A 16,218-nucleotide genomic window follows, 5' to 3' on the forward strand; every position below is an offset into this window, starting at 1 on the left:
ATGACGACCGAAGACATCGCCGATGAAGAGATCGGCAACGACTACCGCCAGGCCCTGGACGAAGGTTACCTGCCCATTCGCGAAGTGGCGCGCAGCACCGGCATCAACGCCGTTACCCTGCGCGCCTGGGAGCGCCGCTACGGCCTGATCGTGCCCTACCGCACGCCCAAGGGGCATCGCCTCTACTCCCCCGCCAACCTCGAGCGCATCAACGCCATCCTCTCCTGGCTGGCACGTGGCGTCGCCGTCGGCCAGGTCAAGGCGCTGCTCGATCACGGCCAGGTTCCACAGGCGACGAGCACGGACAACTGGTCGCGCTTGCGCAATGAGCTACTCGGTTGCATTGCCCAGCTCGACGAGCGCCGCCTGGACGACCGCTTCAACGCGTCCCTGGCGCTCTACCCGGCGGCAACCCTGGTCGAGCAACTGCTCTGGCCACTGCTCGGTGATCTGCGCCAGCGCTGGCAGGGACAGTTCGGCGCGCGTGCCGAGCAGGTGTTCTTCTTTTCCTGGCTGCGCAGCAAGCTGGCCACGCGCATTTATCACAGCAATCGCCAGATCGGCGGCCCGCCCCTGCTGCTGATGAACCTCGGTGAAGCCCCGATGGAGCCCGGTTTGTGGTTGAGCGCCTGGCTGGCCAGCGCGGGCGAATGCCCGGTCGAGGTGTTCGACTGGCCGCTGCCGCCCACCGAACTGCTGGCAGCCCTGGAACACATCGCACCACGCGCCCTGCTGCTCTACGCCGAACAGGCGCTGGACGGCACGCTGGTGCGCCGCCAATTGCCGCGCCTGGCCGAACAATGCCCGGTACCGCTGCTGATCGCCGGCCCCGCCGCCCACATTCACCGCGATGCGCTGGTCGATCTGCAGTCAGCCATCGACCCCCTGGCTGCGCATGCCTGGCTGACCAACCAGGGCCTGCTCGGTGTTCGCGAGGTAACCCCATGCGCCGACTGATGTGGTTTCGCACTGACCTGCGCAGCCAGGACAACACCGCTCTGAGCGAGGCCATGCGTGCCGGCCCGACGCTCGCCCTGTACCTGATCACGCCCGAGCAGTGGCAGCGTCATGACGACGCGCCGAGCAAGGTCGACTTCTGGCTGCGCAACCTCGCGCAATTGAGCCAGGCGCTGGCGGCGCTGAACGTGCCGCTGCTGGTACGTCACTGTGCGGACTGGCAGCAAGTACCGGCGGTGATCGCCGAGGTGTGCCACGAGCATGACGTCTGCGCGGTGCACGCCAACGAGGAATATGGCGTCAACGAAACCCACCGCGACCGCACGGTGGCGGCCTACCTGGCGCAGCAGGCCATCACCTGGCACAGCCACCTCGACCAGTTGTTCTTCCAGCCCGGCAGTGTATTGACCCGTTCCGGCGGCTACTTCCAGGTCTACAGCCAGTTCCGCCGGGTCTGCTACGAGCGCCTGCATGCGGCGCTGCCAGCGATCGTCCCGCTGCCGGCGGCGCAAACGCCGTTGAGCATCGCCAGCGATCCACTGCCGACCGAGGTCACCGGTTTCGCATTACCCAGCGAGGCACTGCGCAGCCTCTGGCCGGCCGGCGAGCACGTGGCCCTGCAACGTCTTGCACGCTTCGCCGACGAGCAGGTCGCCTACTACCAGGACGAGCGCGATTTTCCCGCCAAACCCGGCACCAGCCAGTTGTCGCCCTACCTGGCCGCTGGCGTGGTGTCGCCACGCCAGTGCCTGCATGCGGCGCTGGCGGCCAATGCCGGCGAATTCGACAGCGGCAATCCCGGTGTCGTTACCTGGATCAACGAGTTGCTCTGGCGCGAGTTCTACAAGCACATTCTGGTCGGCTACCCGCGCGTTTCGATGCATCGCGCCTTCCGCCTGGAAACCGAAGCGGTGCCATGGCGCCATGCCCCCGAAGAGCTGGCCGCCTGGCAGGAAGGCCGCACTGGCCTGCCGATCATCGACGCCGCCATGCGCCAGCTGCGCGACACCGGCTGGATGCACAACCGCCTGCGCATGATCGTCGCCATGTTCCTGACCAAGAACCTGCTGATCGACTGGCGTGAGGGCGAGCGCTTCTTCATGCGCCACCTGATCGACGGCGACCTGGCGGCGAACAATGGCGGCTGGCAATGGAGCGCCTCGACAGGCACCGACGCCGCCCCCTATTTCCGCATTTTCAACCCGATCAGCCAGTCGCAGAAATTCGACCCGGACGGTCGCTTCATCCGCCAATGGGTGCCGGAGCTGGCCGGCCTGAACAAGCGCGACATTCATGACCCGGCCAGCCTTGGCGGGCTGTTCGCGCCAGGCGGCTATCCGCGCCCGATCGTCGATCTGTCGCGCTCACGCGAACGCGCCTTGGCGGCCTTCAAGAACCTGGCCGGCAGCGAAGAGGCCCTGGCATGAGCGACTTTCTCCGCCAGTTCGGCGAGCGCTTCGCTACGCTGAACAAGGACAACCTCGACCTGCTCGGCGAGCTGTACAGCGATGACGTGCTGTTTCGCGATCCGCTGCACGAGGTGCATGGCCTGAGCGCGGTGCGGCGCTACTTCGCCGAGTTGTACGCCAACGTCGAGGCCCTGCAGTTCGAGTTTCACGGGTTCGATCGGGTCGCCGAAAACGAAGGCTACCTGCGCTGGACCATGCGCTATCGCCATCCACGTCTGCGCGGCGGTGCCGAGATCGCCGTCGAGGGCTGCTCGCACCTGCGCTGGCGCGACAAGGTCTACCAGCACCGCGACTATTTCGACGCCGGTGCCCTGCTCTACGAACACCTGCCGTTGCTCGGCGGGGTCATCGGCTGGCTGAAGCGGAGGTTGGCATGAAACGCATCTGGCTCACCGGCGCCAGCAGCGGTATCGGCGCGGCGCTGGCCGAGGAGCTGCTGAACGCCGGCCATCGCGTCGCGCTCAGTGCGCGCAGCATCGAACCGCTGCAGGCGCTGGCCAAGCGCTACGGAGAGCGCGTGCTGGTTGCCCCGGGTGACCTCACCGATGCCGCCCAGGTACGCGCCATCGGCCAGCGCATCGAACAGGTCTGGGGCGCGCTGGACTGCGCGATCCTCAATGCCGGCACCTGCGAATACGTCGAGGTGCGCCAGTTCGAGGCGGCGATGATCGAGCGCGTGGTAAGCGCCAACCTGTTCTCCGCCAGCCATTGCATCGAGGCCGCGCTGCCCCTGCTGCGCAATGGTCAGCGCCCACATCTGGTCGGCGTCGGCAGTTCGGTGACTTACCTGCCTCTGCCGCGCTCCGAGGCCTACGGTGCCTCCAAGGCAGCCCTGCGCTACCTGCTGCAGAGCCTGCGTGTCGACCTCGCGGCCGAAGGCATCGACGTCACCCTGGTCAGCCCCGGCTTCGTCGACACACCGCTGACGCAGAAGAACGACTTTCCCATGCCCATGCGCTGGCCGGTGCAGCGCGCCGCGCGGCACATCGCCGAACGCCTGGACAAACGCCCGCACGAAATCGCCTTCCCCACTCCCTTCATCGCCGTGCTGAAACTGCTCGGCAGCCTGCCCAGCCGCCTGCAACTGGCCATCGGCCGGCGTCTGGCACGCAACGAGGACACTCCATGAGAATCGCCATCGTCGGCAGCGGTATCGCCGGCCTGACCTGCGCCTACCTGCTCAACCGCCACCACGACATCCAGGTGTTCGAGGCAAGCGACTGGATCGGCGGCCACACCCATACCGTCGACGTCGAGGTGAATGGCCGTCCCTATGCCATCGATACCGGCTTCATCGTGTTCAACGACTGGACCTACCCCAACTTCATCCGCCTGCTGAACGAACTGGGCGTGCCCTTCAAGCCCACCGAGATGAGTTTCTCGGTCAGCGATCCGGTGAGCGGTACGGAATACAACGGCCACGACCTCAACACCCTGTTCGCCCAGCGCAGCAACCTGGTATCGCCAGCGTTCTGGGGCATGGTGCGTGACATCCTGCGCTTCAACCGCAACGCTCTGGACGACCTCGACCAGGGCTGCATCGCCGCCGACATGACGCTCGGTGACTACCTCACCCAGAACGGCTATGGCCGGCGCTTCATCGACCACTACATCGTGCCCATGGGTGCGGCGATCTGGTCGATGTCGCTGGTCGACATGCTCGCCTTCCCGCTGCAGTTCTTCGTGCGTTTCTTCAAGAACCACGGCCTGCTGTCGGTGAGCAATCGCCCGCAGTGGCACGTGGTCGAAGGGGGCTCGCGCAGCTACGTGGCGCCACTGACCGCCAGCTTCGCCGAGCGTATTCGTCTGAACTGCCCGGTGCTGCGCGTCGAGCGTGATGCCGAGGGCGTGACCCTGCACAGCGCCGCCGGCAGCGAGCGTTTCGACAAGGTGGTGTTCGCCTGCCACAGCGACCAGGCCCTGGCCCTGCTGGCCGAACCGACCCCGCTTGAGCGCGAGATCCTCGGCGCCCTGCCCTACGCCAACAACGACGTGGTACTGCACACCGACACCCGCCTGCTGCCCAAGCGCCCTCTGGCCTGGGCCAGCTGGAACTACCGCCTGGGCGGCCCCAGCGAGCACCCGGCGGCGGTCACCTACGACATGAACATCCTGCAGGGTATCGACAGCGACAGTACCTTCTGCGTCAGCCTCAACCAGACTGCCGCCATCGACCCCAGCAAGATCCTCGGCCGCTTCCAGTACGCTCACCCGCAATACAGCCTGGCCGGCATCGCCGCGCAGGCGCGCTGGCAGGAACTGCTCGCCGCACCGCACAGCTACTACTGCGGCGCCTACTGGGCCAACGGCTTCCACGAAGACGGCGTGGTCAGCGGGCTGCGCGTGGCGCGCGAGCTGGGGGAAAGCTGGTGATCAGCGCCCTGTACAGCGGCTGGGTGCAGCATCGCCGCTTCGCCCCGCGCGCGCATGCCTTCCGCTATCGCATGGGCCTGCTGTACCTGGATCTGAGCGAACAGGCGCAACTGTTCGCCCTGTCACGCCTGGCCGGTGCCAGTCGCTGGGCGCCCTTCACCTTCCGCGAAACCGACTACCTGCCCGAGGCCACGCGCCAGGGCACGCCGCTGCACGAGGCCGTGCGCGACCGCGTACAGGAGGCAATCGGCATCCGCCCGCAAGGACGTATCTGCGTGCTGACGCAACCGCGCAGCTGGGGCCTGGCGTTCAATCCGGTGAGCATCTTCTACTGCCACGACGCCGAACAGCGGCTGATGGCAGTGCTCTGCGAAGTGAGCAACACGCCCTGGCGCGAACGTTATCACTACGTCCTGCCGGCCACAGGCGAGGGGCGCCAACAGGTTCGTGTGGACAAGGCCTTCCACGTCTCGCCTTTCCTGCCACGCGACCTCGAGTACCGCATGAGCCTCAGCCCGGTGGGCGAGCGCCTGGGCGTGCACATGGCCGACTGGCAGGGTGAGACCAAGGTGTTCGATGCCAGCCTGGCCCTGCAGCGCCAGCCACTGACTCGCGCCAGCCTGCACCGCTACCTGCTCACCTTTCCCTGGATGACCGGCAAAACCTTGCTGGCCATCTACTGGCAGGCCCTGCGCCTGCTGCTCAAGCGCATCCCTATTTTCGACCACAGGCCCGCGGAAGGCAGCTTCCGCGTCGCCCGCCCGCTAGCGAAGGACATGCCTCATGAAAAGCTCTAGCCTGAACTCCGCGAAGAATCTGGTACGCAGCGGCAACGGTATCGGTGCCGGCCTGCTGCGCCGCGCCGTGCTGCGCCAGTTGCAGAACCTGCGACACGGCCTGCTGGTCATCCAGGAGGCCGGCGACAGCCTGCACTTCGGCGACCCGCATTCACGCCTGCGCGCCGAGATCAAGGTGCATGATCCAGCCGTCTGGGGCCTGGTGGCCGGCAACGGCTCGATCGGCTCCGGCGAAGCCTATATCCACGGCTACTGGAGCACGCCGGATCTGACGGCGGTGATCCGCATCTTCGTCGCCAACCTCGACGTGCTCGACGCCATGGAAGGCGGTCTGGCGCGCCTGGGTCGCCCGTTGATCCAGGGCCTGCACTGGCTCAACCGCAACACCCGCAGTGGCTCGCGGCGCAACATCGCCGCGCACTACGATCTGGGCAACGACCTGTTCGAGCAATTCCTCGACCCGACCATGATGTATTCGGCGGCCATGTTCCGCAGCGACGCGGACAGCCTGGAGCAGGCCCAGCTGAACAAGCTCGAGCGCATCTGCCAGAAGCTCGAGCTCAAACCCGGTGATCATCTGCTGGAGATCGGCACCGGCTGGGGCAGCATGGCCATTCATGCTGCGACACGCTTCGGCTGCCGGGTGACCACGACCACCCTGTCACGCGAACAGTACGCCCATACCGAACGACGCATCCGCGAACTGGGCCTGGAAGATCGCGTCACCCTGCTGCTCGAGGATTACCGCGACCTGACCGGCCAGTACGACAAGCTGGTCTCCATCGAGATGATCGAGGCCGTCGGCCACCGCTTCCTGCCCACCTACTTCGAGCAGTGCGCGCGCCTGCTCAAGCCGGACGGGTTGATGCTGCTGCAGGCCATCACCATCCGCGATCAGCGCTACGAACAGGCACGCCGCAGCGTCGACTTCATTCAGCGCTACATCTTCCCCGGCGGCGCCCTGCCGTCGGTGCACAAGATGCTGGAGGTGGTCAGCCGCCATACCGACCTCAACCTGCATCACATGGAAGACTTCGGCCTGCACTACGCGCGCACCCTGCGCCTGTGGCACGACAACCTGCGCCGCGCCCGGCACAAGCTGGAACAGCTGGGCTATGACGATTACTTCTACCGCCTGTGGGAGTTCTACCTGTGCTATTGCGAGGGTGGCTTCCTGGAACGCACCATTGGCACCGCTCAACTGCTGCTGGCCAAGCCCTCGGCGCGGCCTGCCCCCCTGCTAGGAAACCTCGATGTCTAAGCTGCTCGCCAACGCCCTCCTGTTCCAGCTTGGCTGGTTCGCCTGCGTGCTGGGCGGCGACAGCCCCTGGTTGCTGGTAGTGGCCGGTGTGTTGGCGGTGCATCTGTTGTGGGTCAGCAGTTGGGCAGCGGAAGGCAAGCTGCTGCTCAGCGTCTTTCTCGCGGGCAGCGCGCTGGACAGCTTTCTGCTCAACCTGGGGGTCTACGACTTCGGCGCGCCGCGCCAGCTGATCCCGCTGTGGCTGGCCCTGCTTTGGCCGTTGCTGGCGACCACCCTCAACCATTGCCTGGCCTGGACGGCGCAGCCCTGGTGGCGCGCCAGCCTGCTCGGCGCCATCGGTGCGCCGCTGTCCTACTACGGTGGTGCACAGCTTGCCGGCGTTGGCCTGCCACTGGGCACCGCGCAGACCCTGGCCCTGCTGGCCGTGATCTGGGCAGCGGTGATGCCTGTGCTGCATGGCTTCGCCAAGCTCTATCGGGCGCAATACGAACAAAGCCTGCGCAGCCGCCAATCGGCCTAGCCGACACCCCTGTAGGAGCGGCGCCCCGCCGCGAACCTGTACGGCACGGCCTACAAAGGCTTCGCCCCGAGGCGGGGCTCCCACGAAATGCTCCGACGCCTGCACCTGTAGGAGTGGCGCCCCGCCGCGAACCCGCCCGGCACGGCCTCAAAGGCTTCGCCCCGGGGCGGGGCTCTTACGAAAAGCGGCTTGCGACCAGTTGAAATGGCGGCACTCCCTCTGTCTGCCCATGCCCCGCGCATCCACCGCATGGCGTACACTGCGACGCCATGAGCCAGACCATCCCCCATACCCAACTGCCCACCGAGCCCGAGATCAGTTGCAGCACCTGTGCAGCCTGCTGCTGCCAACTGGAGGTGATGCTGTTTGGCGATACCGACATCCCCCAGCGCTTCATCGAGACCGACCAGTGGGGTGGCGAGGTGATGCGGCGCCTGGACGACAATTGGTGCGCGGCGCTGGATCGCAATAGCATGCGCTGCACCATCTACGAGGTGCGCCCACTGATCTGCCGGGAGTTCGAGCTGGGCGCCAGCGAGTGCCTGGAAGAACGTCGAGGCATCGCCCAGGCCTATCGATAACGGTACAAAAGGCACGATGAAAAAGACCGGGCTCGCCCGGTCTTTTTTATTCAGAAACTCATGCGGTAATGCAGGGTGTAGGCTTCGACGCCATCGTTGGGCTGCTTGAGCCCGGCGTTGGAATAGTGAATGGCGCGCAGGCCGATTTCCTGGCCGGAGAAGCGCAGGCCGACGCCCAGACGATCCTCGAACTGGAAGGACGAGCCCAGGTCGTTATCTTCCAGCTCGGTGCTGGAGAAAGCCGCCACGCCGATACCGGCCTCGACGTAGGGGCGCACGCTCTGACCAGCGAACTCGTAAACGAATACCGGCGCGAACGACAGGCTGTGGTTGCTGGCGGTCTTGTCACCGTCCCAGTAGGTGTAACCCAGATCCCAGTAGCCGGTCAGGCGACCGACGCTGCTCTGCATCCAGCTCTTGTTCCAGTCCCACTGCGCACCCAGTCGATAGACCATGGTGGAGTCGCCAGACTGACCGATTGCCGCCGTCACGTCCGCCGCTTGCGCGGCATGGCTCACCCCGAACGAAAAGACCGCCAACGCCGCAAAGGCACAGAACTTCTTCATGATTGATTCCTTTTAGCGAGAAGTGTTGTATCTGGCTCGCTACAAACTATAGAAGCTTTGGGAATGAGGCAAAGATAAATTCCGCCGAACATCGCTAAAGCGAAGCGACTTCGCTGTCATCGTTCAGTAAAACAGGCAGCACTCGACGCAGCTTTTCCGGCTCGCCGCTGCTCCAGTAGCGCGTCGGCCGAGCCGGGCCGAGCGCCCGCAGATCATGCTGATCGAGCAGACGCTGCAGTTGCCGCGCCACTGCAGCGCCGGTGTCCACCAGGCTCACGCTCTCCGGCACCAGGCTGTGCAACAGAGGACGCAGGAAGGGGTAGTGGGTGCAACCGAGGATCAGCGTATCGCAGCCCTCGGCCAGCAACGGCGCGACGTAGCCCTGCAGCAGCTCGCGAGTTGCCTGCGCCTGCTGCTCACCGGCCTCGATGCACTCCACCAACCCCGGGCAGGGTTGGGTGACCACGCGCACATCGTTGGCGAAGCGGTCGAGCAAGGCGGCGAAACGAGCGCTCTTCAGCGTGCCGGTGGTGGCCAGCACGCCGACCACGCCCGAACGCGTAGCGGCCGCTGCCGGCTTGACCGCCGGCTCCATGCCCACGATCGGCAGGCCTGGATAGTGCTCACGCAGCTCGGCGGCAGCCGCCGCCGTGGCGGTATTGCAGGCCAGCACCAGGGCTTTGGCGCCCTGCGCCAACAGGTGTTCGGTGATCAGCACGCAACGCTCGCGGATGTACTCCGGGCTCTTCTCGCCGTAGGGCACGTGGCCGCTGTCGGCGACGTAAAGCAGTGACTCGTGCGGCAACAGTTGGCGAATCTCGCGCAACACCGACAACCCGCCGACACCGGAGTCGAAAATGCCAACTGGCGCTTGCGACTGACTCATTTCAAGCCGTCCTCGCTCCCACGATCCTTAACGCTCACCGCAGACCTCGCAGGCCGGATCGCGCTTGACCCGCAGCTCACGGAAGCGGCTGCCCAACGCGTCGATCAGCAGCAAACGCCCCACCAATGGCTCGCCGAAACAGGCCAGCAACTTAAGAGCTTCCAGCGCCTGCAGGCTGCCGACCAGCCCCACCAGCGGGCCGACCACGCCGGCCTCGCTGCAGGTCAGCTCGGCCTCGCTGCCGTGGCCGTACAGGCAGTGGTAGCAGGGGCTGGCATCGTTGCGCGGATCGAATACCGACAGCTGGCCTTCCAGGCGGATCGCCGCGCCGGACACCAGCGGCTTGCCCGCCTTGAAACAGGCAGCGTTGACCGCTTCGCGGGTGGTGAAGTTGTCCGAGCAGTCCAGCACCAGGTCGACGGCGCTGACCGCTGCGGCCAGCGAGTCGACATCCAGCGCCTGACGATGCGGCACCAGGCTGATATGCGGGTTGATCGCAGCCAGGCGCGCCATGGCCGAATCCACCTTGGCCTGGCCGATGCTGGCAGTGTCGTGGGCGATCTGCCGCTGCAGATTGGTCAGATCCACCGTATCGAAATCCGCCAGGTGCAGTTCGCCAACACCGGCAGCGGCCAGATACAGCGCCACGGGCGAACCCAGGCCGCCGAGCCCGACGATCAGCACACGCCCCTGCTTAAGGCGTAGCTGCCCCTCGACATCGATCTGTTTCAGCAGGATCTGCCGGCTGTAACGCAGCAGTTCGTCATCGCTCAACATCGCTTCACTCATGCTCGAAACGTCCCAGGCTGATACGTTCATGGCCGCCCAGGTCTCGCCGGCTGTGCACCTCGACGAAACCACCGGCGGCCAGCAATTCGCGCACCGCCTCGGCCTGGTCGAAGCCGTGTTCCAGCAGCAGCCAGCCGCTAGGCAGCAAATGCGCTGGCGCAGCCTGGATGATCGCGCGGATATCGTCCAGCCCATCACGGCCGGCCACCAGTGCACTGCTTGGCTCGAAACGCACGTCGCCCTGATCGAGGTGTTGGTCATCCACGCGAATATAGGGCGGATTACTCAGGATCAGGCCATAGCGCTGCCCGCTCAGGGCAGAGAACCAGTGGCTGTGCAGAAAGCGGGCGTTGCCCAGTTGCAGGCGCTGGCGATTGCGCTCGGCCAGGGCCACGGCATCCTCGACGCGATCCACCCCGGTCACCTGCCAGCCCGGACGCTCGCTGGCCAGGGCCAGGGCGATGGCGCCCGTGCCGGTGCCCAGATCGAGCACGCTCAGCGGTGTGTCGGGCAGCAGTTCGAGAGCGGATTCCACCAGCAGTTCAGTGTCCGGGCGCGGGATCAGGGTGTGCGGCGCCACCTCCAGATCCAGGCTCCAGAAGCCCTGGTGGCCGAGGATATAGGCCACCGGCTCACCCTGACGGCGGCGTTGCAGACTTGCGTGGAAACGAGTCAGTTGCTCGCCCTCCAGCTCGCGCTCTGGCCAGGTACGCAGGTAGCTGCGCGGCTTGCCCAGGGCATCGGCCAGCAGCAGCTCGGCGTCCAACCTTGGCGTGGGCGAGTCGGGCAGATCAGCGCTGTCGAGTAAAGATTCGATGGTGGCCATATTTCTCTCGTAGCCCGGATGCAATCCGGGAAGTACGTCCCCGGATTGCATCCGGGCTACGGTTCTTGAGCGGCGTAGGGTGGATCACGCTGCATCGATCCACCGAACGGAATGGTGGATGAAAAAGGCGTCATCCACCCCACGGAAACACAGCCGCTTTTAGTCCCCCAGTGCCGCCAACTGGTCGGCCTGGTACTCGGCCAGCAGCGGCTCGATCACCGCTTCCACGCTCCCGGCGATCACTTCGTTCAGCGAATACAGGGTCAGGTTGATGCGGTGGTCGGTCACCCGGCCCTGCGGGAAGTTGTAGGTGCGGATGCGCTCGGAGCGATCGCCGGAGCCCACCAGCAGCTTGCGTGTCTCGGAGATTTCCTTGTGCGCCGCCGCCTCCTGCTGATCCTGCAGTTTGGCCGCCAGCCAGGCCATGGCCTTGGCGCGGTTCTTGTGCTGCGAGCGCTCTTCCTGGCATTCCACCACGGTGCCGGTGGGAATGTGAGTGATGCGGATCGCCGAGTCGGTGGTGTTGACGTGCTGACCACCAGCGCCGGAGCTGCGGTAGGTGTCGACGCGCAGATCGGCCGGGTTGATCTCGATGGCCATCTGCTCGTCCGGCTCCGGCAACACTGCCACGGTGCAGGCGGAGGTATGGATACGGCCCTGGGATTCGGTTTCCGGCACGCGCTGCACGCGGTGCGCACCAGACTCGAACTTGAGCTTGGCGTAGACGTTATCGCCCTCGACGCGGGCGATCACTTCCTTGTAGCCGCCGTGCTCGCCCTCGTTGGCCGACAGCACCTCGACGCGCCAGCCCTGCTTCTCGGCATAGCGCGAATACATGCGGAACAGGTCGCCGGAGAAGATCGCCGCCTCGTCGCCACCGGTGCCGGCGCGGATTTCCAGGTAGACGTTGCGCCCGTCGTTGGGATCCTTGGGCAGCAGCATGCGCTGCAGTTTGTCTTCCAGGCCAACCAGCGCCTCCTTGGCCTGATCCACTTCCAGCTCGGCCATCTCCCGTAGATCCGGGTCGCTGTCCTTGAGCAGCGCCTGCGCGCCTTCGAGGTCGCCCTGCACCTTGCGCAGTTCGCGGAAGGTGGCGATTACCGGCTCGATCTCGGCGTATTCCTTGGAGTAGGCGCGAAACTGGCTCTGCTTGGAAATCACCTCGGCATCGCCGAGCAGCGCCGTGAGTTCCTCGAAGCGGTCGCTGAGGTTGTCCAGCTTGTTCAACAGTGAAGCTTTCATTGCAGACCTTTGTCCTGCGGCGCGCTCTCGTCGAGGGCGAACAATTCCTGGGCCAGGTTGAGCGCGTCGATGCGCCCCTCGGCGGTAAGTTTCTTCATGCGCACGCTGGGTGCGTGCAGCAGCTTGTTGGTCAGGCCACGGGCCAGTTGCGCCAGCACGTCTTCGGCATTGGCGCCGTTGACCAGCATGCGCTGCGCCTTGGCCAGTTCCTCGTCGCGCAGACGCTCGGCCTGCTGGCGGTAAGCCTTGAGCACGTCCACCGCGGCCAGCTCGCGCAGGCGCTGCATGAAATCGTCAGTGCCGACGGCCACCAGCTCTTCGGCGGCCTGCGCCGCGCCCTGACGGCTCTTGAGGTTTTCCTCGATGACTTCGTGCAGGTCATCGACGGTATAGAGGTAAACGTCGTCCAGCTCGCCTACCTGTGGCTCGATATCGCGCGGTACGGCGATGTCGACCATGAAGATCGGCTTGTGCTTGCGCTTTTTCAGCGCGCTTTCCACCGCACCCTTGCCGAGAATCGGCAACTGACTGGCCGTGGAACTGATGACGATGTCGCTGTGCGCCAGTTCGTCGGGGATGTCCGAGAGCAGCACGGCATGCGCGCCGAACTGCTCGGCCAACTGACTGGCACGCTCCAGCGTGCGGTTGGCAACGACGATGCGTTTGATGCCCTGGTCGTGCAGATGGCGGGCGACCAGGCTGATGGTTTCGCCGGCGCCGATCAGCAGCGCCTGGCTGCGGTGCAGGTCGGCGAAGATCTGCTTGGCCAGGCTCACGGCAGCGAAGGCCACGGACACCGGGTTCTCGCCGATGGCGGTGTCGGTGCGCACGGTCTTGGCGGTACTGAAGGTGGCCTGGAACAAACGCCCGAGCAACGGGCCGACGGTGCCGGCCTCGCGCGCCACGGCGTAGGCGGACTTGAGCTGGCCGAGAATCTGCGGCTCGCCCAGCACCATCGAATCCAGCCCGCAGGCCACGCGCATCATGTGCCGCACGGCGTCGTTGTCGCTGTGCACGTAGGCGCAGGCGCGCAACTCGTCCAGGCTCAGGCGGTGATAGTCGGCCAGCCACTTGAGCACTTCGTCGGCCTGCAGGTGCTCCTGCTCCAGATACAGCTCGCTGCGGTTGCAGGTGGAGAGGATCGCTGCCTCGCGGCTAGGGGTCAGCCGACACAGCTGCTGCAGCGCCTCGACCAGTTGTTCGGGGGTGAAGGCCACGCGCTCGCGCACCTCTACCGAAGCGGTCTTGTGGTTGATACCGAGGGCGATGAAGGCCATGCAGGGTCGCTGAGGGGCAATACGGAAGCCGGCAATTGTCCTACTTCGCTTCGGCGAGAACAACTCCCGCGACCTATTGTCCCAATAGACGCGTCGCGACATCACCCGCCCCATGGGCTTGCCCCGAGGCTTGTGTCATGATGCCGCGACAGTCGCCAGGGCAGGGCCGCCAGAACGTGGCAGTGCCCCGCCCGCCATCATGCACGACAAGGCACTATGAATAGATCCTTCGCGTTAATCACTGCTTTCGCCATCCTCAGCGGTTGCCAGACCTTTGCCCCCAACGAGCCGGACGGCACCCCGCCGATCCAGGAAGCCGACCAGGTCGCCAAGCCGGCACCGGACGAATACAGCTCCTTCAGCGAAGAGACGCTCTATTCGCTGCTGACCGCCGAGCTGGCCGGGCAACGCAACCGCTTCGACATCGCCCTCGGCAACTACGTACAGCAGGCCCAGGCCACGCATGACCCGGGCGTCGCCGAGCGGGCATTTCGCATCGCCGAGTACCTCGGTGCCGATCAGGCCGCGCTGGACAGCGCGCTGATCTGGGCCGATGCCGCGCCGACCGACATCGACGCGCAGCGTGCCGCCGCCGTGCAGCTGGCGCGCGCCGGCCGCTATGACGAATCCATGACCTTCATGGAGCAAGTGCTGCAACGCCAGGGCAACACCCACTTCGACTTCCTCGCACTGTCTGCGGCGGAAACCGACCCGGACACCCGCGCCGGCCTGCTGCAAGGCTTCGACCGCCTGCTGCGCAAATACCCGGACAACAGCCAGTTGCTGTTCGGCAAGGCCATCCTCCTGCAACAGGACGGCCGCGCCGAGGAAGCCCTCGAGCTGCTCGAGGATCAGCCCGCCAGCGCCCACGAAGTCTCCCCGCTGCTGCTGCGCGCACGTCTACTGCAGAGCCTCGGCCGTGGCGAGGAAGCCCTGCCACTGCTGGAAAAAGGCATCCGCAAGAACCCCGAGGACAAGCGCCTGCGCCTGACCTACGCGCGCCTGCTGGTCGAGCACGACCGCCTGGACGACGCCAAGGGCGAGTTCTCCAAGCTGGTGCAGGAAAACCCCAACGACGACGATCTGCGTTTCTCCCTGGCACTGGTGTGCCTGGAGGCCGAAGCCTGGGAAGAGGCCATCGTCTACCTGGAAGAACTGATCGAGCGCCGCAGCCACGTCGACGCCGCGCACTACAACCTGGGCCGTGCCTATGAAGAACTGAAGGACAACGACAGCGCCCTGCTCGAATACGCGCTGGTCGGCCCTGGCAATGAATTCCTCTCGGCGCAACAGCGCCAGACCGAACTGCTGATCGGCGCGGGCCGCTACGATGAAGCCTCGCGGCGCCTGGCCAAGGCGCGCGATGCCCAGCCGGACTACGCCATCCAGCTCTACCTGCTGGAAGCCGAGGCACTGAGCAATGCCGGCCAGATCAAGGCAGCCTGGACAACCATCAACCAGGGCCTGGAACAGTTCCCGGACGAGCTCAACCTGCTCTATACCCGCGCCATGCTGGCGGAAAAACGCGACGACCTGGCGCAACTGGAAACCGACCTGCGCTTCATCCTCGAGCGCGAGCCGGAACACGCCATGGCCCTCAACGCCCTGGGTTACACCCTGGCCGACCGCACCACACGCTACGCCGAAGCCCGCGAACTGATCGAACGCGCCCACCAGCTCAACCCGGACGACCCGGCCATCCTCGACAGCCTCGGCTGGGTCAACTACCGCATGGGCAACCTCGACGAGGCCGCGCGCCTGCTGACCGAAGCGCTAAAGAAATTCCCCGACCACGAAGTCGCCGCCCACCTCGGCGAAGTGCTCTGGGCCCAAGGCAAACAGGACGAAGCCAAGCGCGTCTGGCGCGCGGCTCTGGAAGGCAACCCCGACAGCCCCATTCTGCGTAGCACGCTGCTGCGCCTGACCGGTTCCGAGAAACTCTGATGTTGCGCAACCTGCTCGTATTCAGCCTTATCGCCCTGCTCGCCGGCTGCGCCGGCCTGACTTCGCGCGAAGTCGTCGACGGCAAGGGCGACCCTGCCCAGTGGCAAGCCCACAAGCAGCAGATCGCCCAGCTCGACGGCTGGCAGATCAACGGCAAGATCGGCATTCGCGCCCCGCGTGACTCCGGCAGCGCCACGCTGTTCTGGCTGCAGCGCCAGGACTACTACGACATCCGCCTGTCCGGCCCACTGGGCGGCGGCGCCGCACGCCTGACCGGCCGCCCGGGCGACATCCTGCTGGAAGTCGCCAACCGTGGTCGCTACCAGGCCGAATCGCCGGAAGCCCTGCTGCGCGAGCAGTTGCGCCTGGAGCTGCCAGTGTCCAATCTGCTCTGGTGGATACGCGGCCTGCCCGCGCCTGAGAGCAAGAGCCGCATCACCCTGGATGGCGCCAGCCACCTGGCCCGCCTGGAGCAGGACGGCTGGCAGGTCGAGTACCTCAGCTACACCGAGCAGAACGGCTACGCCCTGCCCGACCGTCTGAAGCTGCACGGCCAGGATTTGGACGTGACCCTGGTGATCAAGGACTGGCAACCGCGTCAGCTCGGCCAGTAAGCCCGCACCCAACCCTGCGGGATGAGCTTTAGCCGCGACAGTTCTGCAAGCAGTCGCCGCTGAAGCGCCTCCCACGGCGCCAGGAGTGACAACCGCGCCAAACCCTGTGGGAGGGG

The 16,218-nt window shown here is 65.7% G+C and carries 17 protein-coding genes; 11 read left to right on the top strand and 6 right to left on the bottom strand.

Annotated elements, in window-relative coordinates; all coding sequences use genetic code 11:
* The 9 genes from VC352_RS17900 to VC352_RS17940 all read left to right on the top strand — a co-directional run bounded on the left by VC352_RS17900 (window position 1) and on the right by VC352_RS17940 (window position 7,958).
* Window positions 1–957 (top strand): MerR family transcriptional regulator, encoded by a 957-nt coding sequence (locus VC352_RS17900; RefSeq protein WP_322980881.1) that lies wholly within the window; start codon window positions 1–3, stop codon window positions 955–957.
* A complete protein-coding gene (gene phrB, locus VC352_RS17905) occupies window positions 945–2,384 on the top strand; it encodes a deoxyribodipyrimidine photo-lyase (protein ID WP_322980882.1) in 1,440 nt (479 codons plus the stop codon). The genes VC352_RS17900 and phrB overlap by 13 nt, the downstream gene beginning before the upstream one ends.
* Entirely contained in the window at window positions 2,381–2,803 is a 423-nt protein-coding gene (locus tag VC352_RS17910) for a nuclear transport factor 2 family protein (protein WP_322980883.1), read from the top strand. The genes phrB and VC352_RS17910 overlap by 4 nt, the downstream gene beginning before the upstream one ends.
* The gene (locus VC352_RS17915; RefSeq protein ID WP_322980884.1) at window positions 2,800–3,555 is read left to right on the top strand and encodes an SDR family NAD(P)-dependent oxidoreductase; all 756 of its coding nucleotides are present in this window, start codon (window positions 2,800–2,802) and stop codon (window positions 3,553–3,555) included. Before VC352_RS17910 ends, VC352_RS17915 begins: the two co-directional genes overlap by 4 nt.
* Complete coding sequence (locus VC352_RS17920; RefSeq protein ID WP_322980885.1) at window positions 3,552–4,799, top strand: NAD(P)/FAD-dependent oxidoreductase; 1,248 nt, start codon at window positions 3,552–3,554, stop codon at window positions 4,797–4,799. The genes VC352_RS17915 and VC352_RS17920 overlap by 4 nt, the downstream gene beginning before the upstream one ends.
* Window positions 4,796–5,596: a DUF1365 domain-containing protein gene (locus VC352_RS17925; RefSeq protein WP_322980886.1), complete on the top strand. Its 801-nt coding sequence runs from the start codon at window positions 4,796–4,798 to the stop codon at window positions 5,594–5,596. Before VC352_RS17920 ends, VC352_RS17925 begins: the two co-directional genes overlap by 4 nt.
* Complete coding sequence (locus tag VC352_RS17930) at window positions 5,583–6,857, top strand: cyclopropane-fatty-acyl-phospholipid synthase family protein (RefSeq protein ID WP_322980887.1); 1,275 nt, start codon at window positions 5,583–5,585, stop codon at window positions 6,855–6,857. The genes VC352_RS17925 and VC352_RS17930 overlap by 14 nt, the downstream gene beginning before the upstream one ends.
* On the top strand, window positions 6,850–7,377 hold the full coding sequence (locus tag VC352_RS17935; protein WP_322980888.1) for a DUF2878 domain-containing protein: 528 nt from the start codon (window positions 6,850–6,852) through the stop codon (window positions 7,375–7,377). Before VC352_RS17930 ends, VC352_RS17935 begins: the two co-directional genes overlap by 8 nt.
* A gap of 269 nt (window positions 7,378–7,646) precedes the next feature.
* Window positions 7,647–7,958: a YkgJ family cysteine cluster protein gene (locus VC352_RS17940; RefSeq protein ID WP_322980889.1), complete on the top strand. Its 312-nt coding sequence runs from the start codon at window positions 7,647–7,649 to the stop codon at window positions 7,956–7,958.
* Window positions 7,959–8,008: 50 nt separating this feature from the next.
* Here VC352_RS17940 and VC352_RS17945 read toward each other — a convergent pair whose 3' ends face one another.
* From VC352_RS17945 to hemA, 6 genes are all read right to left on the bottom strand, one after another.
* Window positions 8,009–8,524, bottom strand: a complete 516-nt coding sequence (locus tag VC352_RS17945) for an acyloxyacyl hydrolase (protein WP_322980890.1) — start codon at window positions 8,522–8,524, stop codon at window positions 8,009–8,011.
* A 94-nt stretch (window positions 8,525–8,618) separates the two neighbouring features.
* Complete coding sequence (gene murI / locus VC352_RS17950; RefSeq protein WP_322980891.1) at window positions 8,619–9,410, bottom strand: glutamate racemase; 792 nt, start codon at window positions 9,408–9,410, stop codon at window positions 8,619–8,621.
* A gap of 27 nt (window positions 9,411–9,437) precedes the next feature.
* Window positions 9,438–10,187, bottom strand: a complete 750-nt coding sequence (locus tag VC352_RS17955) for a molybdopterin-synthase adenylyltransferase MoeB (protein ID WP_322981011.1) — start codon at window positions 10,185–10,187, stop codon at window positions 9,438–9,440.
* Between the two features lie 4 nt (window positions 10,188–10,191).
* Entirely contained in the window at window positions 10,192–11,025 is an 834-nt protein-coding gene (prmC, locus tag VC352_RS17960) for a peptide chain release factor N(5)-glutamine methyltransferase (RefSeq protein ID WP_322980892.1), read from the bottom strand.
* 159 nt (window positions 11,026–11,184) lie between these two features.
* Window positions 11,185–12,267 (bottom strand): peptide chain release factor 1, encoded by a 1,083-nt coding sequence (gene prfA, locus VC352_RS17965; RefSeq protein ID WP_322980893.1) that lies wholly within the window; start codon window positions 12,265–12,267, stop codon window positions 11,185–11,187.
* The gene (hemA, locus tag VC352_RS17970) at window positions 12,264–13,544 is read right to left on the bottom strand and encodes a glutamyl-tRNA reductase (RefSeq protein WP_322980894.1); all 1,281 of its coding nucleotides are present in this window, start codon (window positions 13,542–13,544) and stop codon (window positions 12,264–12,266) included. The genes prfA and hemA overlap by 4 nt, the downstream gene beginning before the upstream one ends.
* A gap of 216 nt (window positions 13,545–13,760) precedes the next feature.
* On the opposite strand from hemA, the gene VC352_RS17975 reads away from it, so the two are divergent.
* Entirely contained in the window at window positions 13,761–15,488 is a 1,728-nt protein-coding gene (locus tag VC352_RS17975; RefSeq protein ID WP_322980895.1) for a tetratricopeptide repeat protein, read from the top strand.
* Complete coding sequence (lolB, locus tag VC352_RS17980) at window positions 15,485–16,102, top strand: lipoprotein insertase outer membrane protein LolB (protein WP_322981012.1); 618 nt, start codon at window positions 15,485–15,487, stop codon at window positions 16,100–16,102. The genes VC352_RS17975 and lolB overlap by 4 nt, the downstream gene beginning before the upstream one ends.
* Window positions 16,103–16,218: the final 116 nt, after the last annotated feature.

This window comes from Pseudomonas sp. C11 (assembly GCF_034683865.1).
Classification (GTDB): Bacteria; Pseudomonadota; Gammaproteobacteria; order Pseudomonadales; family Pseudomonadaceae; genus Aquipseudomonas.